Source organism: Nonomuraea sp. NPDC050786 (assembly GCF_040654115.1).
In the GTDB taxonomy this organism is placed as follows: domain Bacteria; phylum Actinomycetota; class Actinomycetes; order Streptosporangiales; family Streptosporangiaceae; genus Nonomuraea.
This window is the reverse complement of the sequence record NZ_JBFAHJ010000036.1, coordinates 90,248-114,433: the sequence shown is the minus strand read 5'-3', so window position 1 is coordinate 114,433 and position 24,186 is coordinate 90,248. Positions and strand designations below refer to the sequence as shown.

22 protein-coding genes and 2 pseudogenes are annotated in these 24,186 nt (G+C 69.5%); 15 read left to right on the top strand and 9 right to left on the bottom strand.

Translation table 11 applies throughout. From position 1 onward, the window contains the following. Nucleotides 1-85: 85 nt before the first annotated feature. A complete protein-coding gene (locus tag AB0H84_RS44550; RefSeq protein ID WP_357618622.1) occupies nucleotides 86-946 on the bottom strand; it encodes a MurR/RpiR family transcriptional regulator in 861 nt (286 codons plus the stop codon). Beyond that, nucleotides 943-2,379 (bottom strand): glycoside hydrolase family 3 protein, encoded by a 1,437-nt coding sequence (locus AB0H84_RS44545; protein ID WP_357618619.1) that lies wholly within the window; start codon nucleotides 2,377-2,379, stop codon nucleotides 943-945. The genes AB0H84_RS44550 and AB0H84_RS44545 overlap by 4 nt, the downstream gene beginning before the upstream one ends. A gap of 88 nt (nucleotides 2,380-2,467) precedes the next feature. Here AB0H84_RS44545 and AB0H84_RS44540 point away from each other — a divergent pair, with 88 nt between their 5' ends. Then, on the top strand, nucleotides 2,468-4,000 hold the full coding sequence (locus tag AB0H84_RS44540) for a family 10 glycosylhydrolase (RefSeq protein ID WP_357618616.1): 1,533 nt from the start codon (nucleotides 2,468-2,470) through the stop codon (nucleotides 3,998-4,000). A gap of 266 nt (nucleotides 4,001-4,266) precedes the next feature. On the opposite strand, the gene AB0H84_RS44535 is transcribed toward AB0H84_RS44540, so the two are convergent. Further along, nucleotides 4,267-4,914, bottom strand: coding sequence for an FHA domain-containing protein (locus AB0H84_RS44535; RefSeq protein ID WP_344997321.1), 648 nt, complete (start codon nucleotides 4,912-4,914; stop codon nucleotides 4,267-4,269). Nucleotides 4,915-5,151: 237 nt separating this feature from the next. Here AB0H84_RS44535 and AB0H84_RS44530 point away from each other — a divergent pair, with 237 nt between their 5' ends. Genes AB0H84_RS44530 through AB0H84_RS44520 form a run of 3 tightly spaced genes read left to right on the top strand, consistent with a single transcriptional unit; the run spans nucleotide 5,152 to nucleotide 7,869 of the window. After that, entirely contained in the window at nucleotides 5,152-6,273 is a 1,122-nt protein-coding gene (locus AB0H84_RS44530; RefSeq protein WP_357618613.1) for a citrate/2-methylcitrate synthase, read from the top strand. 22 nt (nucleotides 6,274-6,295) lie between these two features. Then, nucleotides 6,296-6,598 carry a DUF3017 domain-containing protein gene (locus tag AB0H84_RS44525; protein ID WP_357618610.1) on the top strand — a complete coding sequence of 101 codons (303 nt, stop codon included), beginning with the start codon at nucleotides 6,296-6,298 and terminating at the stop codon, nucleotides 6,596-6,598. Nucleotides 6,599-6,651: 53 nt separating this feature from the next. After that, a complete protein-coding gene (locus tag AB0H84_RS44520; RefSeq protein WP_357618608.1) occupies nucleotides 6,652-7,869 on the top strand; it encodes an NADP-dependent isocitrate dehydrogenase in 1,218 nt (405 codons plus the stop codon). A gap of 58 nt (nucleotides 7,870-7,927) precedes the next feature. Here the strand turns inward: AB0H84_RS44520 and AB0H84_RS44515 are convergent. Beyond that, nucleotides 7,928-8,383, bottom strand: a pseudogene (locus AB0H84_RS44515) (aconitase family protein); the annotation flags it as partial. 21 nt (nucleotides 8,384-8,404) lie between these two features. On the opposite strand from AB0H84_RS44515, the pseudogene AB0H84_RS44510 reads away from it, so the two are divergent. The 3 genes and pseudogenes from AB0H84_RS44510 to AB0H84_RS44500 all read left to right on the top strand — a co-directional run. Further along, a pseudogene (locus tag AB0H84_RS44510) lies at nucleotides 8,405-8,665 on the top strand (alcohol dehydrogenase catalytic domain-containing protein); the annotation flags it as partial. 350 nt (nucleotides 8,666-9,015) lie between these two features. Then, nucleotides 9,016-9,360, top strand: coding sequence for a hypothetical protein (locus AB0H84_RS44505; protein ID WP_357618628.1), 345 nt, complete (start codon nucleotides 9,016-9,018; stop codon nucleotides 9,358-9,360). A gap of 79 nt (nucleotides 9,361-9,439) precedes the next feature. After that, nucleotides 9,440-10,471, top strand: coding sequence for a polysaccharide deacetylase family protein (locus tag AB0H84_RS44500; RefSeq protein WP_357618605.1), 1,032 nt, complete (start codon nucleotides 9,440-9,442; stop codon nucleotides 10,469-10,471). Here AB0H84_RS44500 and AB0H84_RS44495 read toward each other — a convergent pair. Continuing rightward, on the bottom strand, nucleotides 10,419-11,603 hold the full coding sequence (locus AB0H84_RS44495) for a saccharopine dehydrogenase NADP-binding domain-containing protein (RefSeq protein WP_357618602.1): 1,185 nt from the start codon (nucleotides 11,601-11,603) through the stop codon (nucleotides 10,419-10,421). The genes AB0H84_RS44500 and AB0H84_RS44495 overlap by 53 nt on opposite strands. 145 nt (nucleotides 11,604-11,748) lie before the next feature. Here AB0H84_RS44495 and AB0H84_RS44490 point away from each other — a divergent pair, with 145 nt between their 5' ends. Both AB0H84_RS44490 and AB0H84_RS44485 read left to right on the top strand, forming a co-directional pair. Next, nucleotides 11,749-13,740, top strand: a complete 1,992-nt coding sequence (locus AB0H84_RS44490; protein ID WP_357618599.1) for a transporter substrate-binding domain-containing protein — start codon at nucleotides 11,749-11,751, stop codon at nucleotides 13,738-13,740. Nucleotides 13,741-13,798: 58 nt separating this feature from the next. Next, on the top strand, nucleotides 13,799-14,770 hold the full coding sequence (locus tag AB0H84_RS44485) for a malate dehydrogenase (protein ID WP_357618596.1): 972 nt from the start codon (nucleotides 13,799-13,801) through the stop codon (nucleotides 14,768-14,770). Between the two features lie 211 nt (nucleotides 14,771-14,981). Here AB0H84_RS44485 and galE read toward each other — a convergent pair whose 3' ends face one another. Beyond that, nucleotides 14,982-15,932, bottom strand: a complete 951-nt coding sequence (gene galE, locus AB0H84_RS44480) for a UDP-glucose 4-epimerase GalE (RefSeq protein WP_357618593.1) — start codon at nucleotides 15,930-15,932, stop codon at nucleotides 14,982-14,984. 86 nt (nucleotides 15,933-16,018) lie between these two features. On the opposite strand from galE, the gene AB0H84_RS44475 reads away from it, so the two are divergent. From AB0H84_RS44475 to AB0H84_RS44455, 5 genes are all read left to right on the top strand, one after another. Next, entirely contained in the window at nucleotides 16,019-17,332 is a 1,314-nt protein-coding gene (locus AB0H84_RS44475; protein WP_357618591.1) for a hemolysin family protein, read from the top strand. A gap of 14 nt (nucleotides 17,333-17,346) precedes the next feature. Next, nucleotides 17,347-18,351 (top strand): tryptophan--tRNA ligase, encoded by a 1,005-nt coding sequence (trpS, locus tag AB0H84_RS44470; protein ID WP_357618588.1) that lies wholly within the window; start codon nucleotides 17,347-17,349, stop codon nucleotides 18,349-18,351. Between the two features lie 280 nt (nucleotides 18,352-18,631). Then, a complete protein-coding gene (locus AB0H84_RS44465; RefSeq protein ID WP_357618586.1) occupies nucleotides 18,632-19,330 on the top strand; it encodes a uridine kinase in 699 nt (232 codons plus the stop codon). Nucleotides 19,331-19,772: 442 nt separating this feature from the next. Next, nucleotides 19,773-20,381 carry a hypothetical protein gene (locus AB0H84_RS44460; RefSeq protein WP_357618583.1) on the top strand — a complete coding sequence of 203 codons (609 nt, stop codon included), beginning with the start codon at nucleotides 19,773-19,775 and terminating at the stop codon, nucleotides 20,379-20,381. After that, a complete protein-coding gene (locus AB0H84_RS44455) occupies nucleotides 20,378-20,578 on the top strand; it encodes a hypothetical protein (protein WP_357618580.1) in 201 nt (66 codons plus the stop codon). The genes AB0H84_RS44460 and AB0H84_RS44455 overlap by 4 nt, the downstream gene beginning before the upstream one ends. Here AB0H84_RS44455 and AB0H84_RS44450 read toward each other — a convergent pair. Then, nucleotides 20,572-21,546: a LysR family transcriptional regulator gene (locus tag AB0H84_RS44450; RefSeq protein WP_357618577.1), complete on the bottom strand. Its 975-nt coding sequence runs from the start codon at nucleotides 21,544-21,546 to the stop codon at nucleotides 20,572-20,574. The two genes, AB0H84_RS44455 and AB0H84_RS44450, sit on opposite strands and share 7 nt — an antisense overlap. Nucleotides 21,547-21,654: 108 nt before the next feature. Between AB0H84_RS44450 and AB0H84_RS44445 the strand changes: the two genes are divergently transcribed. Beyond that, entirely contained in the window at nucleotides 21,655-22,350 is a 696-nt protein-coding gene (locus AB0H84_RS44445; RefSeq protein WP_357618574.1) for an MBL fold metallo-hydrolase, read from the top strand. A 123-nt stretch (nucleotides 22,351-22,473) separates the two neighbouring features. Here AB0H84_RS44445 and AB0H84_RS44440 read toward each other — a convergent pair whose 3' ends face one another. Together AB0H84_RS44440 and AB0H84_RS44435 are read right to left on the bottom strand one after the other, a co-directional pair. Continuing rightward, a complete protein-coding gene (locus tag AB0H84_RS44440; RefSeq protein ID WP_357618571.1) occupies nucleotides 22,474-23,703 on the bottom strand; it encodes a Cmx/CmrA family chloramphenicol efflux MFS transporter in 1,230 nt (409 codons plus the stop codon). Next, nucleotides 23,700-24,185 carry a hypothetical protein gene (locus tag AB0H84_RS44435; RefSeq protein WP_357618568.1) on the bottom strand — a complete coding sequence of 162 codons (486 nt, stop codon included), beginning with the start codon at nucleotides 24,183-24,185 and terminating at the stop codon, nucleotides 23,700-23,702. Before AB0H84_RS44435 ends, AB0H84_RS44440 begins: the two co-directional genes overlap by 4 nt. Nucleotide 24,186: the final 1 nt, after the last annotated feature.

Below are 24,186 nucleotides of genomic sequence, written 5' to 3'. Positions count from 1 at the left end.
AAATCGGTCCAGCGGTTGGAAGTGCTCACTCACCAGCGGCTACCAGGCACCGAGTCTGCCCGATCAGCCGACCCGGTAGCTCCCATTAGCGGTTGCGATAGCGCTCCGTGGCTTCGCGGGTCGCGCGGATGGCGGCGTCGGCCGAGTCGTACGTCCGCTGCGCCAGCCCCACGAAAATGCAGTCCACGATCAGCAGCTGGCTGATCCGGCTGGCCAGCGCCCCCGGCCGGAAGGCCGTCTCCCGGCCCGCCGACACCAGCGTGTGGTCCGCCAGCTCGGCCAGCGAGGAGCGCGGGTTGTTGGTGATCGCCACGATCAACGCCCCCGTCTCGGCGGCCGTCCGGGCCGGGACCAGCACGTCAGGCGTCTCCCCGGTGCAGCTGATCGCGACGGCCACGTCCCCTTCCCGGAGCAGCGCGGCGCTGGTCAGAGCCAGGTGCGCATCGCTGAACGGATGGCTGGACAGCCCGATCCGCAGCAGCTTCTGTGACATGTCCGCCGCCACCAGCCCCGAGGCCGCGACCCCGTACACGTCCACCCGCCGCGCCAGCGAGATCGCCTTGACCACCTCGCCCAGCTGATCGGGGTCGAGCTGCGCCGCGGTGTCGGCCAGCGCCTCGGACTCGGCCCGGGCGACTTTGGCGATCACGTCCGTCAGCGGGTCGTCGGGCGCGAGGTCGCCGGGCACGAGCCGCTCCGGCTCCTTGGCCACGGCCGCCGCCAGCGCGAAGCGCATCTGCGAGTACCCCGAGAAGCCCAGCGCGCGGGCGGTCCGGACGATGGTGGCCTCGCTCGTCCCGGAGACCGCGCTGAACTCGGTGATCGTGCTCCGCACCACCAGCCCGGGATCGTCCAGGATGATGCGGGCGATGCCCTGCGCCGCCGGCGTGAGCGACGGCAGCACGGCGCGTACGGCGGCGACCGGGTTGGCGGATTCGGCGCTCACTGAGTCAGCCATTCGGCCGCGGCCTGCGCGGACACGCGGGAGATCCCGTGCGTGGCCACGTGCACGGCCGCACCGGGGGGCGCGGGCACGCCCGTGTCCACCACGATCGCGTCGGGCCGCATCGCCAGGGCCCTGGTCACCGTCGAGCGCACCCAGTCGTGCCGGGCGGCGTCGTGCACCACCAGCACGACCGGCCGTTCGTCGCTCGCGAGATCCGGCAGCTCTCCCGAGGCGTCCAGCTGCAGGCGTGCCGTGTTGGGCAGCAGGGCGGTGAGCGCCGCCGTGATGCCGGTCGGCGTGGCGGGGTCGACGGCCTTGTTGAAGCGGGTGTTGACCTCGACCACCAGCGGCGCCCGGTCCAGGGTGGCGGTGCCCGAGGTGGTCAGCGCCGCCCTGGCCGCCGCCAGGCCCACGCTCTCGTCCACGTCGCCCCTGGCCTTGTCGCGCAGCGCCGCCTGCGCGCCGTACCACTCGGAGAGCGCCAGCACCCGCGCGGCCGCTTCGGCGAGCCGCTCCTCCGGCAGCTCCCCGGAGCGCACGGCGGCGACGATCGCGTCGCGCATCTCGTACACGATCTCCTCGGTGCCCTGCCCCACGCAGATGGCGTCCACGCCCGCGTTCAGCGCTCGCACCGCGATCTCGCCGGGGCCGAACATGGCGGCCACCGCCTGCATGTCGATCGAGTCGGTGACGAGCATCCCGTCGAAGCCGAGCTCGCCCCTGAGGAGCTCGGTCATCGCGGTACGGCTCAGCGTCGCCGGCATCGACGGATCGAGAGCGGGAATGAGCAGGTGGCCCGACATGACCGCGCGCACCCCGGCGTCGATCGCGGCCCGGAACGGCGGGAGGTCGCGTGAGAAGAGCACCTCGCGGGAGGCGTGCACGGTCGGCAGCGCCAGGTGGGAGTCGGTGACCGTGTCGCCGTGGCCGGGGAAGTGCTTGGCGCACGCGGCCACGCCCGCGCCCTGCACGCCGTTCACGTACGCGATCGTGTGGCGGGAGACCAGCTCGGGGGAGGGCCCGAACGACCGGACGCCGATGACCGGGTTGGCCGGGTTGGAGTTCACGTCGGCGTCGGGCGCGTAGTCGAGCGTGATGTCCAGCTCCGCCAGCATCCTGCCGATCTGGCGGCCCACCCGCTCGGTGAGTGCCACGTCGTCCACCACGCCCAGCGCCCTGTTGCCGGGAAAGGAGCTGCCGTTCTCGACCTCCAGGCGGGTGACCGCGCCGCCCTCCTCGTCGATGGCGATGACGGCCGCCGGGTTCTCGGCGCGCAGATGCCGTACGAGCTGTGCGTCGATGGCGTTGCGCGCGAACAGGACGACCCCGCCCAGACCCTCGCCCAGGGCGCGCCGCAGCCAGTCGGGAGCGGAGATCCCCTCGTACCCTGGATGAAGCACGGTCATCGCCAGTCTGGACAGGTCACCGCTCATCGGCATTTTCCTTCACGGTTGTTGATCTGAAGGTAATTTTCTGTCATCGTCGCCTTCGATACAACCACTTTCGAGAGGCCACCCCCCAATGCCCAGCAGAAGGACTCTCCTCAAGGGTCTCGCCCTCGCCGCCGCCTCCGTCGCCGTACCGCTGCCCGCGTTAGCAGAAGCGGCGGACTACGTTCCGCCGCTGCACCAGATGCGCGGCATGTGGATCGCCTCCGTGGTCAACATCAACTGGCCCTCGAAGCCTGGGCTGACCGCGGAGCAGCAGAAAGCCGAGTATCTCGCCTGGCTGGACGTGGCTCAGCAGCGCAAGCTCAACTCGGTGTTCGTGCAGATCAGGCCGACCGCGGACGCGTTCTGGCCGTCGCCGTTCGAGCCCTGGTCACAGTACCTGACCGGCACCCAGGGCCAGGACCCCGGCTACGACCCGCTCGGGTTCGCCGTGGAGGAGACGCACAAGCGCGGCCTGGCCTTCCACGCCTGGTTCAACCCGTACCGCGTCTCGATGCAGCCCGACCCCGCCAAGCTCCACCCCGACCACCCCGGCCGCAAGCACCCCGACTGGATCCTGCCGTTCGGCGGCAAGCTCTACTACAACCCGGGCCTGCCGGAGGTGCGCAAGTTCTGCCAGGACGCGATGATGGACGCGGTCACCCGCTACGACATCGACGGCCTGCACTTCGACGACTACTTCTACCCCACCAACACCACGGCCTTCGACGACAGCGCCGCGTTCGCCAAGTACGGCGCCGGCTTCCCCGACCTGGCCTCCTGGCGGCGCAACAACGTCGACCTCATGGTCCAGGAGATGCAGCAGCGGGTCCTTGCGGCCAAGCCGGACATCGCGTGGGGCATCAGCCCGTCGGGCATCTGGCGCAACAAGGCCAGCGACCCGCTCGGCTCCGAGACCAGCGGCGGCCAGTCGTACGACGGCCTGCACGCCGACACCCGCGGCTGGGTCAAGAAGGGCTGGCTCGATTACATCGCGCCGCAGCTCTACTGGTACATCGGGCAGCCGCCGGCCGACTACGCCAAGCTCGTCCCCTGGTGGTCGGACGTGGCCAGCGGCACGAACACCCAGCTCTGGATCGGCCAGGCCGCCTACAAGGCGGGCGACCCGGCGCAGGCGGCCCAGTGGCAGGCCCCCGGCGAGCTGTCCCGCCATCTGACCCTCAACCGGGAGCACCCCGAGGTCGGCGGCGACATCTGGTACAACGCCAACGACGTCAAGGTCGACAGGATCGGCTCCATCACGACCGCCGTCAACGACCACTACCAGCGGCCGGCGCTCGCCCCCGTGCTGCACAGGCTGGCGGACGGCGAGCCGCCGCACCGGCCCGTGCTGGCGTACGCGCTGCGCCGCTCCGGCGGGGTCGAGGTGCGCGCCGTGGCCACCGGCAGGAAGGAACCGTTCCTCTTCGCGATCTTCCGCTTCGACGGGCACGCCTCCCCGGAGGCGTTCGCCGACGCGCGCAACCTCGTCGCGATCGTGCCCGGCGACCGCCAGGTCCGCTGGACGGACCCGGACGGAAAGCGCGGCGACCACTACTACGTGGTGGCGGTGGACCGGGCCAACCGGACCAGCAAGCCGAGCAACGGCTTCAGGGTGATCTGAGGGCGCGCTGCGTGATCCGAGAGCGCGCTGCGCGTTGATCTGAGGGCGCGCTGCGCCTTGATCTGAGGGCGGCGCGCTGCGCGTTGATCTGAGAGCGCGCTGCGCCTGCTCGCGTCGCCGGCCGGTGTTCCCGGCCGGCGACTGCCCGCCGCCCGTGACCTCCGCGCGGGCACGGTTGCACCAGGGGTCCCGACGCTGCCGGAACCCCTCGCCGAAGCCCCGGTCGCGACCCGGTCCCTAAGAACCGTCCCTGAAGAAGCCCGTCCTCAAGATGCCCTTCGCCCAGCCGCCGATGGCTGCTCGGTCGAGGTGCCCGATGACCGCTGTGGTGGCACCACGGGGGTCGGGCGGACCAGACCGAGCGCGACGACCTCGTTGGCGAGGCGGGTGCGCCGGTTGGTGCCCTCGGGGATCCTGAACTTCTGGTAGAGCCGCAGCAGATGCTGCTTGACCGCGGCCTCGGTCACGACCAGGTCGTCGGCGATCTCGCGTGCCGTCGCCGGGGCGACGAACGCCTCGTCCGACAGCGCCGGCCTGCAGAGCGAGGTGAGCACGTCGACCTCGCGCCTGGTCAGCTCGGGCGCTGCCGCCCTGCGCAGCTCGACCTCAGGGGTGAAGTCCTCACGGGGGACTCCACCGATGCGACCCCGCGCCGCGCCGAACGAGACGACGTCGCCGTCGTCAAGGACCCTCCGGGCGATCGGCCTGCCGTTCACCCGCGTGCCGTTCCTGGACAGGCCCAGGTCGACGACGTACAGGTAGGGTCCTCGTCTGACGAACTCGGCATGGAGCCGGGACACGCTGGGATCGGTGAGCCGGATGTCGACTCCCCGGCCCCTCCCGACCGTCGTGATCTCGGGGCGCAACGGGACCACCTCGCCAGTGTCCTCGATGCGTATGAACGGCCCCTCCACTGGCGGTTCCTCCCCTTGTGAGGCAGCGTATGAACGGCACGCCTCCTCCTGGGCACGGCAGTTCCTCCCCAGGTAGCCCGCCGTAACTATTACTACAGCTCCGGCTTACCCAAACGAGGGGATGCGGAATCGCCTTTGCTGAAAGGAGAATCCGGCGTGAAATTGGTCTGGACCTTTGCGGACGGTTTTGCCTGCTCACGGGTAGACTTCGGACGAAGATAAGCGGAGGAAACACTCATGGCGGACAAGCCCACGAAAGGTCTGGCCGATGTCGTAGCGGCGTCCACCGCGCTGAGCGACATTGACGGAAAGGCCGGCCGGCTCTTCTACCGTGGATACGACATCCACGAGCTGGCCGGCCGTGCGACGTTCGAGGAGACCGCACACCTGCTCCAGCGTGGCAAGCTGCCCACCCGGTCCGAGCTCGACGCCTACGGCGAGGAGCTGGCGCAGGGCCGCGAGCTGGGCGCCCTCGTCTCCGCGAACATCGCCGAGATCGCCGAGAAGCAGAAACCGATGGAGGCGCTGCGCTCGCTGGTGTCGCTCGCCGGCGCGGACGACCCCGACAAGGACTCCATCGCCCCCGACGCCAACCTGCGCAAGGCGGCCCGGCTGACCGCGCAGCAACCCCTCCTGGTGGCCCGCTACCACGCCGCCCGCACCGGCGGCAGCGTCCCCGAGCCGGACCCGTCCCTGAGCATCGCCGCGAACTTCCTGCACGAGATCACCGGCCGCGTTCCCGACCCCCGTGAGGTCGAGATCTTCGACGAGTGCCTGGTGCTCCACGCCGACCACACCATGAACGCCTCCACGTTCGCCGCCCGAGTCTGTGCCGCGACCCTCTCCGACATGCACTCCGCGATCGTCGCGGCCATCGGCACCCTCAAGGGCCCGCTGCACGGCGGCGCCAACGAGCAGGTCATGAAGACGCTGGAGTCGATCCCGCCCGGCCAGGTGGCCCAGACCGTACGCGACAAGCTCGCCGCCCACGAGAAGATCATGGGCTTCGGCCACCGCGTCTACAAGACCGAGGACCCGCGCGCCACCCACCTGCGCAGGATGTCCGCCGAACTGGCTGAGGCGAGCGGCGACGACACCTACTATCGGATGTCCAAGGAAATGGAGGAGGTCGTCTTCGAGACCAAGGGCCTCTATCCGAACGTCGACTTCTACGCGGCTTCGGTCTACCACTATCTCGGCATCCCGACCGACCTGTTCACGCCGGTCTTCTCGGTCAGCCGGATGTCCGGCTGGACGGCGCACGTCATCGAGCAGCACGCGGACAACAGGCTGATCCGGCCCGACAGTGAGTACATCGGAGAGACCGACCAGAAGTGGAAGCCGATCGACGAGCGATGAACGAGAGCGTTGAGTGTGAGCGTTGAGCGATCATCGGACTGAGCGCGAGAGCTGGGGACCGTACCCGCTGATATTGGCGGGTGCGGTCGTCGGCGTGCTCGTGATCCTTCTCGTGGACCTGCACTGGGGCGGGTTCGTGCTGGGCGGCGTGATCATGACGGCCGCCGCTCTCCGCTTCGCCGGCTACGGCGGGCCGCTGTCGGTACGCAGCAAGAGGATCGATGTCACCACCCTTGCCGGGTTCGGGTTCGTGTTGGTCCTGACCTCACTCTTGCTTTACAACAACGAGCTCAAGGCGCTGATCCTGTCCCTTTTCGCCCGTTGACCGGACGGTCCGATAGCCTCAACGCATCGATTCATTGAAGGGGAACCATTCGCATGCCCAAGATCAAGGTGGAGGGTCCGGTCGTCGAGCTTGACGGCGACGAGATGACCCGGATCATCTGGCAGTTCATCAAGGACCAGCTGATCCTTCCCTACCTCGACGTCGACCTGAAGTACTACGACCTCGGCATCGAGCACCGGGACGCGACGGACGACCAGGTCACCATCGACGCCGCCAATGCCATCAAGAAGTACGGCGTCGGTGTGAAATGCGCCACCATCACCCCGGACGAGGCGCGGGTCGAGGAGTTCGGTCTCAAGAAGATGTGGAAGTCCCCCAACGGGACCATCCGCAACATCCTCGGCGGCGTGATCTTCCGCGAGCCGATCATCATGTCCAACGTGCCGCGCCTCGTGCCGGGCTGGACCAAGCCGATCGTCGTCGGCCGTCACGCGTTCGGCGACCAGTACCGCGCCACCGACCTGAAGATCCCGGGCGAGGGCACGCTGACCCTGACGTTCACGCCGAAGGACGGCTCCGAGCCGATCGAGCTCGACGTGTACGACTTCCCCGGCAGCGGCATCGCGATGGCGATGTACAACCTGGACGAGTCGATCCGCGACTTCGCCCGCGCCTCGATGCGCTACGGCCTGGCCCGCAACTACCCGGTCTACCTCTCCACGAAGAACACGATCCTCAAGGCGTACGACGGCCGCTTCAAGGACATCTTCGCCGAGGTCTTCGAGACCGAGTTCAAGGCCGACTTCGAGAAGGCCGGTCTCACCTACGAGCACCGCCTCATCGACGACATGGTCGCCGCGGCGCTGAAGTGGGAGGGCGGCTACGTCTGGGCCGCGAAGAACTACGACGGCGACGTGCAGTCCGACACGGTGGCCCAGGGCTTCGGCTCGCTCGGCCTGATGACCTCGGTCCTGATGACCCCCGACGGCCAGACCGTCGAGGCCGAGGCCGCGCACGGCACCGTGACCCGCCACTACCGCGAGCACCAGAAGGGCAACCCCACCTCCACCAACCCGATCGCCTCGATCTTCGCGTGGACGCGCGGCCTTGCCCACCGCGGCAAGCTCGACAACACCCCCGCCGTGACCGAATTCGCGAACAAGCTGGAGGAGGTCTGCATCGAGACCGTCGAGGGCGGCCAGATGACCAAGGACCTGGCGCTCCTGGTCGGCGGCGACGCCAAGTGGCTCACCACCCAGGACTTCCTGGCGGCGCTGGACGAGAACCTCAAGAAGAAGATGTCCGCCTGAACGCCGAAAACGGCCTCTACCTGCGGTTACGCCGCAAGGGTAGGGGCCGTTTCGCATGTCAGCCGGCCGGCTCCGCGAGCAGGCCGCGCAGGACGTAGGGCATGATCCCGCCGTGCCGGTAGTAGTCGGCCTCGCGAGGGGTGTCGAGGCGGAGGCGGGCCTGGAAGGTGATGTTGTCGGCGGTGACGGTCAGGGTGGGCGGGATGTAAGACGCTCCGGCGAGTGCGGTGAGGCCGGTGATGGCGGTGGTTTCCCGGCCGGTGAGGCCGAGCTCGTCCGGGCGCATCACCACGCGGGCCAGGTGTTCCACGTTGATCTGATGCATGATGCCCTTGCCCGGCGGCACCACGGTGAAGCCGCGCAGTGACGCCTGCCCCCAGCGCAGGAAGCGGTAGCGCTCGTACTCCAGCTCGGCGTTGCGCGCGAGGGCGTCGGGGCGGCCGAAGACGTCGGCGATGATGGAGTGGTCGACGACGAGTTCGGCGGGGATGGCGGGGTTGACGGGTTCGGGGTTGACGATGCGGGAGAGGCGGGCATGGCGCTCGGCCTCATCGACCCGGTCGTCGGCCGCATCTGCGGGAGGGTCCCCTTCCGGGGACCGTTCGCGATCGGGCACGAATGCGTCGCCCAGGTCACGGCCGTCGGGCCGCAGGTCAGCCGGGTGCGCGTCGGGCAGGCGGTGGTCGTTCCGTGGGCGGTCTCCTGTGGCTCGTGCCCCGCGTGCCTGCGCGGCCTGACCTCCAAATGCGCCACCTGCGTCGGGGACGATGTGCTGGCGGCGTTCGGGTTCGGGCCGGCCAGCGGCCCTTGGGGCGGCATGATCGCCGATCGGATCCGCGTCCCGTTCGCCGACCACCTGCTCGTCCCGGTGCCCGACGGCATCCCCGCCGCACGCGTCGCGGCGGCCAGTGACAACCTCGCCGACGCCTGGCGGGCGGTCGCGCCCTTGGCCCGGGACGGCGGCACGGTGCTGATCTTGGGCGGCGGCGCCAAGAGCATCGGCCTGTACGCCGCGGGGCTGGCCGTCGCCCTCGGCGCGGAGCTCGTCGACTACTTCGACGACGATCCCGCGCGACGCGCATCGCCGAGTCCTTCGGCGCGCGGGCCCACGCCGGCAGCCGGCCGCGCCGGGCGTACGACATCGTCGTGGAGGCGACCTCACGGGCCGGCGGGCTCCGGACGGCGCTGCGCTCGCTGGCGCCCGGCGGGGTCTGCACCGCGGTCGGCTACTACCTGGCCACCGGCACCCGGCTGCCCCTCATGCGCATGTACGCCACCGACGCCACCCTCCGCGTCGGCGTCTCGCACGCCCGCGCGAACCTCCCGGACCTGCTCGACTTCGTCCACCGCACCGGCTTCCCCGCCGAGCGCGTCACCACCCTGACCGCCGACTGGGACGACGCCCCGACCGCATATGCCGCGAAGACCACCAAACTAGTCCTGGCCCGTAACCCCCTCCCTGACCTGCGTGGTTCCCAGACCATCTCTTGACGGTGGCGCGGCGTGCCGTAGTTGATCAGCTGGGTAAGAGCCCCCTCAGCAACAGTCGTACGTGTCTCGGGGGGTTCGGATGCGACTGCGTATTCTCAGTGGACTGGGCCTGCTGGCCGCCGCGGCGAGCCTGACCGGGTGCGACTCGCAGCCCACAACCGTCAAGATGGCCGACAGCAAGGTCAACGCCGCGGCCAAGGCTGCGGCGGCCAAGGTCGCCAAGGCGCAGTTCGCCGCCAAGGTCAAGGCGAACGAGCTGGGGCAGATCCCCGTGCTCATGTTCCACCGGGTCATCGACAAGCCGTCCACGACGGACGACAGGACGCCGCAGCAGTTCCGCGCGGACCTGGAGCGGCTGGTCCGCGAGGGGTACGTGCCGATCTCGGCCGCCGAGATGGTGACCGGAAAGATCGACATCCCGGCCGGCAAGCACCCCGTGGTCCTGACATTTGATGACTCGTCCCCCTCGCAGCTCACCCTCAACGAGGTGGGCGTCCCCGCGCCCAACACGGCCGTCGCGATCCTGAAGGACGTGGCCGCCAAGAACCCCGGGTTCCGCCCGAAGGCGACGTTCTACGTGACCCGTGACATGTTCGGCAAGACCGTGCGCGAGGAGCAGGCCGAGACGCTGGGCTGGCTCAAGGAGAACGGCTTCGACATCGGCAACCACACCCGCGACCACATCAACCTGCGCGGCCGCTCGCACAAGGAGGTCGAGGAGCAGATCGGCTCGATCGCCAAGCAGATCCACTCCCTGACCGGCATCAACCCGATCACGATCGCCCTGCCGTACGGCAACCAGCCGAGCCAGAGGGAGTGGGCCATGCGCGGTGGCAAGGAGTACAACCACCAGGGCGCGTTCCTGGCGGGGTACACGCCCTCGGCGTCGCCCTTCAGCAAGGCGTTCGACCCGGTGGCGATCCCGCGGATCAAGGTCATGGAGAAGAAGGGCGACTGCAAGCAGTTCTGCTCGGAGGCCTGGCTGGACTGGCTCAAGAGCAACCCGGACATGCGCTACACGTCGGACGGGGACATGAGCACGGTGGCGTACCCGAAGTTCAAGACCCCTTATCTGCGCAAGACGTTCGCGAAGTGGAGCCTGCCCTACTGACGGGCGCCTGCCTGGTGGTGAACGTGATGCCCGCCGCGCGCAGCCGGTCGATGAGCGGCTGTCCCATGGCCGAGGCCGTCGTGAGCGGGCCCGCCCGGTCCGGCAGGTCGTCGAAGGCCAGGCACAGGGCCGACTCGGCGAACATCTTCGCCGTGTCGCCGTAGCCGGGGTCGCCGCCCGCGACCTCCGTCACCACGCGCTCGCCGCCGCCCTCGCCCAGGAACGTGACCTTGAACCAGTTTCTCGCCCGCTGCTCGGCCGAAGGGCCGTCGCCGGGCCGTACGCGGCGCTGGATCCAGCCGCGTACGGGCGGGAGCTGGGCGAGCGCGGCGAAGGCGCCCGCGCCGGCCGCCGTGGCCAGGGCCGCGGGGAGCGTCCTGACGGCGTAGTGCTGGCGATAGGTGAAGTCCGGGCCGTAGCGGTCGAGGAGGCGCGCGGAGTAGCCGACGATGAACGGGTCGACGGTCGGCATCGGCAGCGCCCAGCCGCCCACGTAACGGACGCCGCCGGGCAGGGAGCTCACCTTGCGGCCGGCGGGCCTGGGCTCGGCGGAGCGGCGCTGTGTGCCCTGCTCCACCGCCTGCCGGGCGCGGCCGACGATGGACGCCATGGTGGCCAGGGTGCCGCCCGACGGGCTCATCCGCGCCCGCAGGAAGCCCCGCACCCTGAGCGGGACGCCTTCGGGCAGGTGGCCGACGGTGTGGAGCACCCCCAGATCGAACGGGATGGAGTCGAAGCCGCAGGCGTGCACGAGCTTGGCGCCGCTCCTCGCCGCCCTGTCGCCGTAGCGGACGTAGACCAGGTCCACGAACTCGGGCTCGCCCGTCAGGTCCAGGTAGTGCGTGCCGGCCTCGGCGCAGGCCGCCACCAGCGGCTCGCCGTACGTGACGTAGGGGCCGACCGTGGTGGCCAGGACGCGCGTCTGACGGGCGAGTCCGGCCACCGAGGCCGGATCCGTGGCGTCGGCGAGCAGGATCGGCACGTCGAGCCCGAGCCGCTCCAGCTTGGCGCGGTCGCGCCCGGCCAGCGCCCACCGCGTGCCGGGGCCCGCGGCGCCGGCGAGGTAGGCGGCGGTGAGCGCGCCGGTGAAGCCGCTCGCTCCGAAGAGCACGATGTCGTACGGGCGGTCCATGATCCCCACCCTCCCACGTAAACAAGCAGGCCACTCAACGCGGCGAGTAAAACCGTGACGTCACGAACGGTTAACGGATCCCTGAGAAGTTGCTGACCGTCGTAAAGTTTGCGTGGTTGGGGTTCAGCACACGTGGGGATGACGAATGCCGCAGATCTCGCCGCTGGTCGCCGGCGATCCCGCCCATCTGGGGTCCTTCCGGCTGTCCGGACGGGTCGGAGAAGGCGGTCAGGGCATCGTTTACCTGGGCGTCAACGACAAAGGCGAGCGCGCCGCGATCAAGCTCCTGCATGTGAAGTTCAGCGGCGACACGATCGCCAGGTCGCGTTTCGCGAGGGAGCTCAAGGCGTCGCAGCGGGTGGCGTCGTTCTGCACCGCCCGGGTGATGGAGGCCGATCTCGACGGCAACACGCCGTACATCGCGAGCGAGTACATCGACGGCCGGCCGCTCAGGGAGATCGTCGAGACCGACGGACCGCTCACCGGCACCGTGCTCGACCGGCTGGCCATCGGCACCGCCACCGCGCTCACCGCGATCCACCACGCCTCGATCGTCCACCGCGACTTCAAGCCCGACAACGTGCTGATCGCGGCCGACGGGCCGCGCGTGGTGGACTTCGGCATCGCCCGGATCATCGACTCCACCGGCACGATCACCAGCCGGGCCATCGGCACGCCCGCCTACATGGCGCCGGAGCAGATCGCCGGTGACGACGTGGGGCCCTATACGGACGTGTTCTCGTGGGGCGCCACCATCGCGTTCGCGGCCACCGGTAAACCGGCGTTCGAGGGCAACTCCATCGCCGTGGTGCTCAACCGCATTCTCAACCACCAGGTCGACGTCGGCATGATGCCGGAGCCGCTGCAGGGCGTGGTGCGCTCGGCGCTGGCCAAGTCGCCGGCCGACCGGCCCTCCGCCGACCAGATCCTGCTGCGGCTGCTCGGCCAGCCGTCCACGGTGGGGGCGTCCACGGCGGTGCTCACCCGGGGCGTGCAGGTGGCCAGCGACGACACCACGCCGTTCAGCAGGGTGTCGGCGGGGTCGATCACGGATCTGCCCTCGCGGAAGGACGCCGTACCGGCGGCGCCGCCCTCCCGTAACGAGCCCGCACGCAATGAGCCCGCACGCAATGAGCCCGTGCGTAACGAGCCTGCGCGTAACGAGCCTGCGCGAAACGAGCCTGCGCGTAACGAGGCGGCCGTGACGACGCCGCCGGAGGCGGTGCCGTACCAGCTGACCGAGCCCGCCGCGCCCACGCGGTCGCGCCGCGCGAAGGTCTGGATCGCGCTGGCCACCGCCATCGTCCTGCTCGCCGCGGCGGCCGTCGCGCTGGCGATGAAGGGCTGGCCCCTGGCGTTCGGCGAGCAGCCGGAGCCTACGGAGACGGCAAATCAGGAGGTCACCGGCACGTTCGCCACAGTCGTCGACAAGGTGGCACAGACGGGCAAGATCGTGATCGGCGTCAAAGCCGACCTGCCCGGTGTCGGTCTGTTGGACGGCGGCGGCTTCGAGGGCTTCGACGTCGAGGTCGCCAGGCGCATCGCCGCGGAGTTAGGGGCGAAGGATCCCGAGTTCGTCCAGGTCAGCCGGGACAGCCGGGCCAGCGCCCTGGCCGACGGCAAGGTCGACCTGGTCGTGGCCACGTACTCGGTCGACAACAGCGAGACGCAGTTCGCCGGGCCGTACTACCTGGCGCACCACGACGTCCTCGTCCGCGCGGGCAGCGGCATCGACTCCCTCGACGACCTGGCGGGCAAGAAGCTCTGCGCGCCCGACAGCCCGTCCGTCGGCGAGGTGCAGGACAAGGTGAAGGTCGAGCCCGTCAGCGCCGGCAACTACGCCCTCTGTATGGACCGGCTCAGGAGCGGCGAAGTGGACGCGGTCCCCGGCGACGACCTGATCCTGGCCGGGTTCGCCGCCCGCGAGAACATGCGCTACAAGATCCTCGGCGTCAAGCTCAACAACGAGCGCTACGCCGTCGGCATCAGGAACGGCGACGTCAAGACCTGCAAGGCGGTCAAGGCCGTGATCGCCGACCTCTACCGTACGGGCGTCATGAAGCAGCTCCTCATCAGGCATTTCGCCAGGGTCGAGTTCAAACCGGAGCTCAAGGTGCCCGCGATGGAAACCTGCTGATGACAAGCGGGTAACATCCCAAAGCGTCAGCGAATATCCCGCGAGTGAGGGGAAGGCCATGGGGCCCGTCAAGGTGACCGTCACCGGAGCAGCCGGCCAGATCGGCTACGCACTGCTGTTCCGCATCGCGTCGGGGCAGCTGCTCGGTGCCGACGTCCCGGTCAAGCTCAGCCTGCTGGAGATCCCGCAGGCGGTGAAGGCCGCTGAGGGCACCGCCATGGAGCTCGACGACTGCGCGTTCCCGCTGCTGTCCGGCATCGAGATCACCGACGACCCCAATGTCGCCTTCGCCGGCGCCAACGTCGCCCTGCTGGTCGGCGCCATGCCGCGCAAGGCCGGCATGGAGCGCGGCGACCTCCTCGGCGCCAACGGCGGCATCTTCGGCCCTCAGGGCAAGGCGATCAACGACCACGCCGCCGACGACATCAAGGTCCTGGTCGTGGGCAACCCGGCCAACACCAACGCCCTCATCGCCCAGCAGAACGCGCCCGACGTGCCCGCCGACCGCTTCACCGCGATGACCAGGCTCGACCACAACCGCGCGCTCTCCCAGCTGGCCGCCAAGCTGCAGGTCCCGGTCACCGAGATCAAGAAGATGACGATCTGGGGCAACCACTCCGCGACGCAGTACCCCGACCTGTTCCACGCTGAGGTCGGCGGCAAGATCGCGGCCGAGCAGGTCGACCCCGAGTGGCTGCGCGAGACGTTCATCCCGACGGTCGCCAAGCGCGGCGCCGCCATCATCGAGGCCCGCGGCGCCTCCTCGGCCGCCTCGGCCGCCAACGCGGCCGTGGACCACGTCTACGACTGGGTCAACGGCACCGACTGGACCTCCGCCGCCGTCGTCTCCGACGGCTCCTACGGGGTCCCTGAGGGGCTCATCTCGTCGTTCCCCGTCCGCGCGGCCAACGGCACGTTCGAGATCATCCAGGGTCTCGAGATCGACGCGTTCTCCCGTGACAGGATCGACGCCAGCGTGCGCGAGCTGGCGGAGGAGCGCGACGCGGTGAAGGCTCTCGGCCTGATCTGACGGCCGGCCCGCCCCCCGCGCGGAGAGCGGGGGGCCTCAGGGCGTACAGGACACGCGCTGCTCGGCGGGTGCGGCCTGCGGCGTGGCGAAGACCACGCCCGCGGCGGCCAGCAGGCTACCGGTCACGATGAGGACACCGAAGAGCAGCTTCGTGACCCTTGGTGAAAAGTTCCTCACATTTCGGTATCACAGCACATTTCTGGGCGCCGTATCACGCATTTGCGGAAAGCGCCTCCCACGCGTCGGACACGATGTCGCGAAGCGACGGCCGCTCGGCCTTCCAGCCCAGCTCGCGCTGGATCCTCGCGGACGACGCGACCAGCACGGCCGGATCGCCGGGGCGGCGCTCCGCGACGGCGGCCGGGATCTCGTGCCCGGTGACCTCGCGGCAGACCGAGATCACCTCCTGCACGCTGAACCCGCTGCCGCTGCCCAGGTTGTAGATCTGGTGCCGGCCGGGCACGATCGCCTCCAGCGCCAGCAGGTGCGCCCGCGCGAGGTCGGCCACGTGGATGTAGTCGCGCACGCAGGTGCCGTCGGGCGTCGGATAGTCGCTGCCGAAGACGCTCACGGACTCCCGCTCGCCGGTCGCGACCTTCAGGACGTTCGGGATGAGATGGGTCTCGATCGTGTGCCGCTCGCGGTAACGGCCGTAGGCGCCGGCCACGTTGAAGTAGCGCAGGCTCACCGCTCCCAGGCCGCGGATCCCCGCGAACGCGCTCAGCGCCGTGTCCACGGCCAGCTTGGAGGCGCCGTAGGGGTTGGTCGGGCGCGTCGGGTCGTCCTCCTCGATCGGGGAGCGCTCGGGCTCGCCGTACGTGGCCGCCGTCGAGGAGAACACGATCCTGTTCACCGTCTTGTCGCGCATGGCGTCGAGCAGGGCCAGCGTGCCGCCGAGGTTGTTGGACCAGTAGAGCCCCGGCTTCTCCACCGACTCGCCCACCAGCGACTTGGCCGCGAAGTGCAGCACCGCGTCCATGCCGTCGAGCGCGTCATGCGCCTCCGTGATGCTTTTTTGGACAAATCTGGCACCTTCCGGCACCGCGTCCTGATGTCCCGTTGACAGGTCGTCGAGTACGGTCACGTCGTGCCCTGCCTCGATGAGCTGTGCCGCGACGACACTGCCGACGTACCCGGCACCCCCGGTGACCAGTAGCCTCATGTGCGCTCCTGTGCAAACATGTTTGATTTTGTACGGCTTGCCGTTCAGCATACGTGGGAAAGCCGCCGAGTACGCTGCCAACCACCATGTTTGACACCGTCGCGGCCAACATTGCCCTGGTTCTGCTCTTCATCCTGATCGGGGGCTTCTTCGCCGCCGCCGAGATCGCGATGGTCTCGCTCCGGGACAGCCAGGTGCGCAAGCTCTCGCAGCGGGGCCGGCGGGGCGAGCGGGTGGCCAAGCTCGCCCTCGACCCCAACCGCTTCCTGTCCGCCGTCCAGATCGGCGTCACCGTGGCCACCATGCTGTCGGCCGCGTTCGGCGCCGACCGGCTCTCCGGGCAACTGGTGCCGCTGCTCGAGCAGTGGCGGGTGCCCGCGGCCGTCGCCCCCGTGCTCGCGCTCGTGCTGGTGACGCTGGCGATCTCGTACGCGTCGCTGGTGCTGGGCGAGCTGGCGCCCAAGCGCCTGGCACTGCAGCGGGCCGAGGGCCTGTCGCTGTACGTGGCCCCGTTCCTCGACCGGATCGCGTCCCTGTCGCGGCCGATCATCTGGATGCTGTCGAAGTCCACCGACCTCGTGGTCCGGTTGCTCGGCGGCAACCCGGAGGCCGGCCGCGAGGAGGTCACCACCGAGGAGCTGCGCGACATGGTGGTCGGGCACACCGATCTCACCGCCGACGAGCGCAAGCTGATCGCCGAGGTGTTCGCGGCGGGGAAACGGCAGCTCAGGGAGGTGATGCTGCCGCGTACCGAGGTGGAGTTCATGGACGCCGACACGCCGCTGGACGAGGCGGCCCGCCTGGCCGCCGGGCTGCCGCACTCGCGCTTCCCCGTCTACCGGGACACCTACGACGAGGTCATCGGGTTCGTGCACGTACGCGACCTGCTGGACCCCGAGCTCAACGGGCGGACCGAGCCGATCAGCGCGGTGGTGCCCATCCGGCCGGCGAAGTTCGTGCCCGCGTCGAAGCGGCTGCTCAGCACCCTGAACGAGATGCGCGACGAGGGGCAGCACCTGGCGATCGTGGTGGACGAGTACGGCGGCACGGCGGGCATCGTGACCATGGAGGACCTGGTCGAGGAGCTGATCGGGGACATCAGGGACGAGTACGACGTCGAGGAGGACGTCGTGATCCTGCCCGCCGGGGAGATCGAGATCGACGGCCTCACGAACCTCAACGACTTCGCCGGCGAGACCGGCCTCCGGCTGCCCGACGGCCCGTACGAGACGCTGGCCGGATTCGTCATGGCGATGCTGGGGCATGTGCCAGCCGTAGGAGAAAAGGTGGAAATAACGGGATTTGAGATGACAGTAACCGAGTTGGACGGGCGCCGTATCTCCAGGGTTAGAGTGAAACGACGTTCCGTGACCGAGTCGCCGCCTGAGCGGGATTCCTGACACAATTGGCTGCTATGGCCAGACCTCGTGTTCTCTCCGGCATCCAGCCCACAGCGGACTCCTTCCACCTGGGCAATTACCTGGGCGCGGTCCGCCAGTGGGTCACGCTGCAGGAGACCCACGACGCCTTCTACTGCGTGGTCGACCTCCACGCGATCACGGTGCCGACCGAGCCCGCCGCGCTGCGCCGCCGCAGCCGCGTGGCCGCCGCCCAGCTCTTCGCCGCCGGCCTCGACCCGGAGCGCTCCACCGTCTTCGTGCAGTCGCACGTACGCGAGCACACCGAGCTCGCGTGGATCCTGATCTGCCTCACCGGCATGGGCGAGGCGGGCCGGATGACCCAGTTCAAGGACAAGTCGGCCAAGTTCGGCGAGAGCGCGGCCAGCGTCGGCCTCTTCACGTACCCGATCCTGCAGGCCGCCGACATCCTGCTCTACCAGGCCGACCGCGTCCCGGTCGGGGCCGACCAGAAGCAGCACCTGGAGCTCACCCGCGACCTGGGCCAGCGCTTCAACCACCGCTTCGGCGAGACGTTCACGCTGCCGGAGCCGTACATCCTCAAGGAGGTCGAGAAGATCACCGACCTCCAGGACCCGACGGCGAAGATGTCCAAGAGCTCCTCGAGCCCCGCCGGCATCCTCGACGTCCTGGAGCAGCCCGGCCCGCTGCGCAAGAAGGTCATGCGGGCGGTCACGGACACCGGCTCCGAGGTGCTCTTCGACGAGGAGAACAAGCCCGGCATCTCCAACCTGCTCCGCATCCAGTCCGCACTGACCGGCACGCCCATCCCCGAGCTGGTGGCCCGCTATGAGGGGCAGGGGTACGGCACGTTCAAGAAGGACGTGGCGGAGGCGGTGGCCGACACGTTCACGCCCATCAGGGAGCGTACGGAGAAGCTGCTGTCGGACGAGGCGGAGCTCGACCGCCTGCTGGCCATCGGCGCGGAACGCGCGTCGACGGTGGCCAAGCAGACCATGGCGCAGGTCCGCGACAAGGTCGGCTTCCTCCCCACGCTGTAGGTCACCCACCTCCCCCCACCCGTTGCCCGATTACCGGTGAGCCTGCTGGAGCCCACCCTGAGCGGCCCTCGCTCTCGCTCGGGCGGCTCTTCCTGGGGCGGCCTTCGGCCGCGCCCTCGCCTAAGGCCGCCCTGTCGTCCGGGGAGATCGGCGGCCAGCGGTTGGCCGTGACGGTCCAGCCGTCCGACGTATGTCCGGCTGGGACCCGCCGCCGCCACCAGCCGGGGGAACCATGAGGACCACACGATCTCGGCACTACGGCTGTTCTAGACTCGGCCGCGTGGACAAGCGGCATGCAACGCCTGGCGCCGATACCAGGCGGCGCACGGCGGTTCTCCGCTGTCTGGCCCAGTTGATCACCGAGATCGAACGTCCGCATCCGATTCGGGTCGGTATCGACGGATTCTCTGCGGCCGGTAAGTCCACGTTGGCCAACGAGCTCGCAGCGATGGTGGGGGACCACGGCCGGACATGCCTTCGGGCGGAGCTTGACGACTTCAAGCGGCCACGGGGCGAACGGCCGCCAGGCCCAGATGGCTTCTACCGCGGCGCGTACGATCTCGACGCGATCCGTACGCTCCTGCTGTCACCCCTTGGGCCGGATGGGGATCGACAGGTCCGCTTGAGGTTCTTCGATCAACGGAACCAGACACCGTTTCCAGTAGAGGTGCAGCCCGTGCCCTCGGACGCTGTCTTGATCGCCGACGGCGCCTACCTGCTCCGTCCCGAGCTCCGCGACTTCTGGGACTTCCGGATCTTCGTCGAGATCGATTTCGACCTGGCGCTGGCCCGGGGCACCGCTCGAGACTCTGCCTGGATGGACTCCGCGCAGGCGGCAGCCGAGAGCTACCGCCGCTGCTACATCCCGGCCGAGCAGATGTACGACGCAGAAGTTGATCCTCGCTCCCACGCCGATGTCATTGTTGACAATCGAAACTTCTCCGATCCCGGATGCCGCCACGGCGGGCGGAGCGGGTAGAGCCAGGTGGGTTGTCACCCACCTCCCTCGCCCGTTGCCCGGTTACCGGGTGAGCCTGCTGGAGCCCGCCCCGAGCGGTCCTCGCTGTCGCTCGGGCTGCCCTCCCTCAGGCGGCCTTCGGCCGCGCTATCGCCCTGCGACCTAGCCTCAGCTATCAACCCGCTGCCTTTGCAACTCGCGAAAGGCATTAAGGAATATGGCCTGAGTACCTTTAATGTGTCGGTACGAACCGGCTGCGCGGCGTGGAAGAGGTGCGCCCTTCCCAGGAGGTGGCCGATGTGCTCGACCTCGGCCCCGAGGAGACGGCGGTCGTCCGGCGCAGGCTGGTACTCCTCGACACCAAGTCGTCCACCGTTGACGCCCGATGGCGGGCTCGGGCATTTCGGCGCGATCCGACAGTTACTCCCAGGTTGTAGCGGACAGGCCGCGATACGCTCCCGGCATGTCCGACAACGCCACCGCGCAACCTCCGTTACCGGACCTCACCCGGATTCTGACCGGTCCGCCCGGAAAGGTGCTGCTTCCCCTTGTCGCACTGCTCGCGCTGATCATCCTGAACTACTTCAGCCTGCCGGGCGGCGGTTCCCTCTCGCTGATGTTGACGGGCTTGATGCTGGGGGCCGCCACGGTGATCGTCTGGACCGCCCGGTTCGTCGTGGGCCTGCTGCGTTCGGACGGCCGCTCCGGGCTGCGCCGGCACTGGGTGCGCTGGGCGTGCGCGCCGCTCATGGGGGTGGCCGTACTTGGTCTCGTATACGCGGACCTGCCCTTCACCGCCCGGTTCGCGCTCTCGGAGTCGAGCCTGGAGCAGGTCGCCCGCACGGTTGCCTCAGGGGGCGAGTCCGCCCAGCACGACGATCATTGGGCGGGGCTCTACCCGCTGACGTCGATCGAGCGGATTGACGGCGGGGCGCGGTTCCTGGTGAGCGACACCGGGTTCCTCGACCACTACGGCTTCGCGTGGAGTCCTGGCGGCGAGCCGCCGGACGAGTCCCACACCGGGTACACGCACATCCGCGGCCCTTGGTACGTATGGGAGAGCCGGTTTTGAGAGTCCCCGGAACGTCCGGCTTCTGGGTCTTCCTGGCCGTCGCGCAACTGGTTCCCGCCTGGTACGTCCCCGGCGAGATCGGCTGGCTCGTCGCGCCCGTCGTCGCGCTGCTCGCCATGATCGCCGCCGTGACCCGGGCGTACCAGGACGCGGCACGCCTGCGAACCGCGGAGGAACCACCACCAGACGATCAGTAGGCGCGCTGACTTGGAGCGTCTGACGAATTCAGCTCTCGTACGAAATCGATCTCCGGAACCCACACCTGCGGGTCGGACGGTGCCGGCAAGGCCGGCGTACGTAGCTGTCGTAGAAGCGCACGCAGCAGTGGTCGCGGGTTGTGCCGGTGCCAGACCACCGACCAGGGCATGAGCGGGGTCGGATCGACGATCGGGATGCGACGCAGGCCGCTGTCCCCCGGGTCGATGCTCATCTCGCCCAGCCCCACCGCCGCCTTCTCCGCCAGGAACTGCTCCACCAGATGCCGCTGGCCGATCGCCGGGGCGTTGAACCGCAACGGCACGTCGAAGCGGGCGGCCAGCCGTTCGAGATAGCGGCGCCACTCCACCGCGCCTGCCGGGTCGGGCATCGCGATGCCCGACTCGCGCAGGTCGGCCGGTCGCAGGATGTCCCTGTCCGCCAGCCGATGGTCCTCAGGCACGAACGCGTGCAACGGTTCGAGGTGTACGAGCCGGTGGGCCAGGTCGGCGGGCCAGGGCGCCGGTGTGTCGTGTACCCGGCCGAAGGCGGCGTCGATCTCCTGACGCCGCAACGCGGGCAGCGCCACCGACAGTCCCTGCCGCATGCTCAGTTCGACCCGTAGCCGGGGGTCGAACTCGCTCGCCCGGCGGACGATCCGCAACGGTGTGAATCGCTCGTCGTAGACGTCGACCCGCAGCGGCTCGTCGGCCGGGCGCACCACCCGGACCGCCAGGTCGAAGGCGGCCACCGCCTCGACGGCGTGCGGCAGCAGCCGCCGTCCCGCGTCGGTCAGTTCCACGGCGCGGGTGGTCCGCGTGAACAGCGGCGCCGCCAGTGCCGCCTCCAGTCGGCGGATCCGTTTGGACAGCGCCTGCTGGCTGATGAACAGCCGCTCCCCGGCCCGTCCGAAGTGCAGTTCCTGCGCGGTGATGACGAACGCGCGCAGACCTTCGATGTCCGCCTCCACCTGCTGAGCGTGGATTCACCACCGTTGGTTGTCAATTGGGCCCCGATCGCTGTTGGACACCGTGCCCCTGCGGCGGGTTGGCTGGCTCCTGCTGAAAGGGGTTATGACATGAAGACGGTGGAGATCCGTCCCGACCTGTGGCTGCTCATGCTGGAGTTCGGCCAGTCCTATCTGTGGAACGACGCTGGCGCGCTCACCCTCGTCGACACCGGCATCGCCACCTCCGGCGAGGAGATCGCGGCCGCGATCGAGGGGCTCGGCCACCGCAAGAGCGACGTCAAGCGTGTGGTGCTCACCCATTTCCATGAGGACCACTGTGGCGGGGCAGCCGAGATCAGCGGCTGGGGAGAGGTGACTGTGCTGGCCCATCGACTGGACGCCGCGGTGATCCGGGGCGAGCGGCCCGCTCCGCCGCCGAACTTCACCGAGCAGGAGCGCGCCCTGCACCGCAGTCTCGGCGCCCACCTGCTGCCGGCCGCACCTGCCTGCCGGGTGGACGTCGAGCTGGAGGACGGCGACACGATCGACTTCGGGGGTGGCGCGCAGGTGATTCACACCCCCGGTCACACCGACGGCAGCATCGCCCTCCACCTGCCCCGCGCCGGCGTACTGTTCACCGGGGACACGGTCGCGCACGTCAACGGGCAGGTCATGCCCGGGGTGTTCAATCTCGACACGGCGCAGATGCTTCGCTCCTTCCGCCGGCTGGCGGGGCTCGACGTGTCGCTGGCATGCGTCGGCCACGGTGAACCCGTCACCGACGCCCACACCGCTCTGGCCGCGGTGGCGGCCGGCACCGGCTGAGTGCGTGCCGTGGTCACGGGATCGCCCGGGACCACGGCACGCTTGCCTTCGGGCAGTCGTCGCCAGGAGGCGCGGATCCCGCACGCGTACGAGCGGACGCACATACCGGCGGAGATGCCTGGCTCAGCCCGGCGAGCCGGCTCCGTTCACCGTCATCTGCGACCGGTGGCGGGAGATCCTCCGGTCGAGGAGGGCGGCAGGCACGATGGCCGCCGCCAGGCAGGCGCCGATCCAGGTGGCGGAGGTGATGCCCGCCCCGGCATTCAGGGCGACCCCGGCGAGCGCCGGGACGAGGCTGATGCCGAGCTGGAACGCGGAGACGGTGGTGGCACCGGCGAGTGTCGGCGCCGCCGACGCGATGGTGAACACCCGCCCATAGATGGCCGGGTTCAGCACGAATCCAGCGATCCCGAGGAGGAAGACGAGGGGGACGACGGCCAGCGCATGCCGGGCCAGGAGCGCGAGCAGGACAGAACTGGCCAATATCCCGAGCGCTCCGGCCAGGAGCGCCTGAAAGGGCCGCCTGTCGGCGATCCGGCCTCCGATGGACAGGCCGGTGAAGGCACCCACGCCGAACAGCGCGAGGATCCCGGGAACCCACACGCCGGGGATACCGGTGACATCGGTCAGGAACGCCGCGAGGTAGTTGAACGAGATCATGTAGGCGGCGGTGCTCAGGACGGTGACGGTGTAGACGACCCACAGCTGTGGTCGCCTCATGGTGCGAAGCTCACGCCGCACGCTGGGCTCGGGTCCCGAGCCGGTCGCCGGCATCGCCAGCACGCTCGAGATCGCACCGACGGCGGTCAGGGCGACCACGCCCCAGAAGCCGCTCCGCCATCCGGTGAAGTGACTGAGCAGCGCGCCGGCCGGGCCCCCGGCGATCATCGCCAGGCTGAGACCGCTGACCACGACGCCGGAGGCGCGTGCGGTGCGATCGGGCGGGACGAGACTGACCGCGGTGACCGCTGCGACCGCCCAGTACCCCGCATAGGCGAGACCGCAGACGAAGCGGGTGGCCAGGAGCACGCCGTAACTCCCGGTCACAAGGCCGCTCGCCACCGCGAGGGCGAACACCGCCTGAGTGGCCACGAGCGTGGTCCGTCGCGGCCAGCGCAACGTCATGATGGCGAAAGGAGGCCCACCGACCACGACACCGGCGGCGAACGCCGAGATCAGCGCGCCGGCGGAGGAGAGGGTGATCTGAAGGTCATCGGCGATCGCCGGCAGGACGCCGGCCAGCAGGAACTCCGCGCTGCCCATCGCGAACAGGCTGAACGCGAGCAGGTAGACGCCGAGCGGCAGTCTCGCGCGAGAGACCGGCACCTGCTGCTGTGCGGTGTCGACGCTCACCGGCCATCACCTCTTACGGTCGCGGTGCGGTCGGTGGCGACCCAGCCGTTGCCGTCCTCGGCACAGCCCAGGTGGGTCAGCAACTCATCGCGCGGGCCGCGCGCCTCCAGCCTCTCTCGGTCCTGCGCCGTCAACTCGAGGGTGTGGGGGAAGAAGACGACGTCGTCGCTCCACGCGCGCAGGAGCAGAGCCTGGTGCACCGCGCCTGGATGGGTGCCGAGGACGGCGAGCGGCTGGTCACGTACTTCATAGGCGTGGCAGTAGGGGCAGTGCAGTAGATCCTTGCCCCACCGTTCGCGCGCGCCGGGGATGCCGGGCAGTTCGTCGCGCAGCCCGGTCGCGACCAGGACGCGGCGGACCCGGCCCAGAAGCAGGGCGGCGTTCAGGCCGGCCGCTCCGGCGCCGACCGCCACCACGTCGTAAGTCCCGTCGTCGGCGGCGCGCGGCGGGCCACCGTTCGGGTCGTTCTTCGCCTGGATCACG

Bases quoted from the DNA above. Each gene is read 5' to 3' on its own strand.
- AB0H84_RS44475 (WP_357618591.1), top strand. From the start codon at position 16,019: ATGTTTGACACCGTCGCGGCCAACATTGCCCTGGTTCTGCTCTTCATC.
- AB0H84_RS44520 (WP_357618608.1), top strand. From the start codon at position 6,652: ATGCCCAAGATCAAGGTGGAGGGTCCGGTCGTCGAGCTTGACGGCGAC.
- AB0H84_RS44500 (WP_357618605.1), top strand. From the start codon at position 9,440: ATGCGACTGCGTATTCTCAGTGGACTGGGCCTGCTGGCCGCCGCGGCG.
- AB0H84_RS44495 (WP_357618602.1), bottom strand. From the start codon at position 11,603: ATGGACCGCCCGTACGACATCGTGCTCTTCGGAGCGAGCGGCTTCACC.
- AB0H84_RS44530 (WP_357618613.1), top strand. From the start codon at position 5,152: ATGGCGGACAAGCCCACGAAAGGTCTGGCCGATGTCGTAGCGGCGTCC.
- AB0H84_RS44445 (WP_357618574.1), top strand. From the start codon at position 21,655: ATGAAGACGGTGGAGATCCGTCCCGACCTGTGGCTGCTCATGCTGGAG.
- galE (WP_357618593.1), bottom strand. From the start codon at position 15,932: ATGAGGCTACTGGTCACCGGGGGTGCCGGGTACGTCGGCAGTGTCGTC.
- trpS (WP_357618588.1), top strand. From the start codon at position 17,347: ATGGCCAGACCTCGTGTTCTCTCCGGCATCCAGCCCACAGCGGACTCC.
- AB0H84_RS44490 (WP_357618599.1), top strand. From the start codon at position 11,749: ATGCCGCAGATCTCGCCGCTGGTCGCCGGCGATCCCGCCCATCTGGGG.
- AB0H84_RS44540 (WP_357618616.1), top strand. From the start codon at position 2,468: ATGCCCAGCAGAAGGACTCTCCTCAAGGGTCTCGCCCTCGCCGCCGCC.
- AB0H84_RS44460 (WP_357618583.1), top strand. From the start codon at position 19,773: ATGTCCGACAACGCCACCGCGCAACCTCCGTTACCGGACCTCACCCGG.
- AB0H84_RS44485 (WP_357618596.1), top strand. From the start codon at position 13,799: ATGGGGCCCGTCAAGGTGACCGTCACCGGAGCAGCCGGCCAGATCGGC.
- AB0H84_RS44545 (WP_357618619.1), bottom strand. From the start codon at position 2,379: ATGAGCGGTGACCTGTCCAGACTGGCGATGACCGTGCTTCATCCAGGG.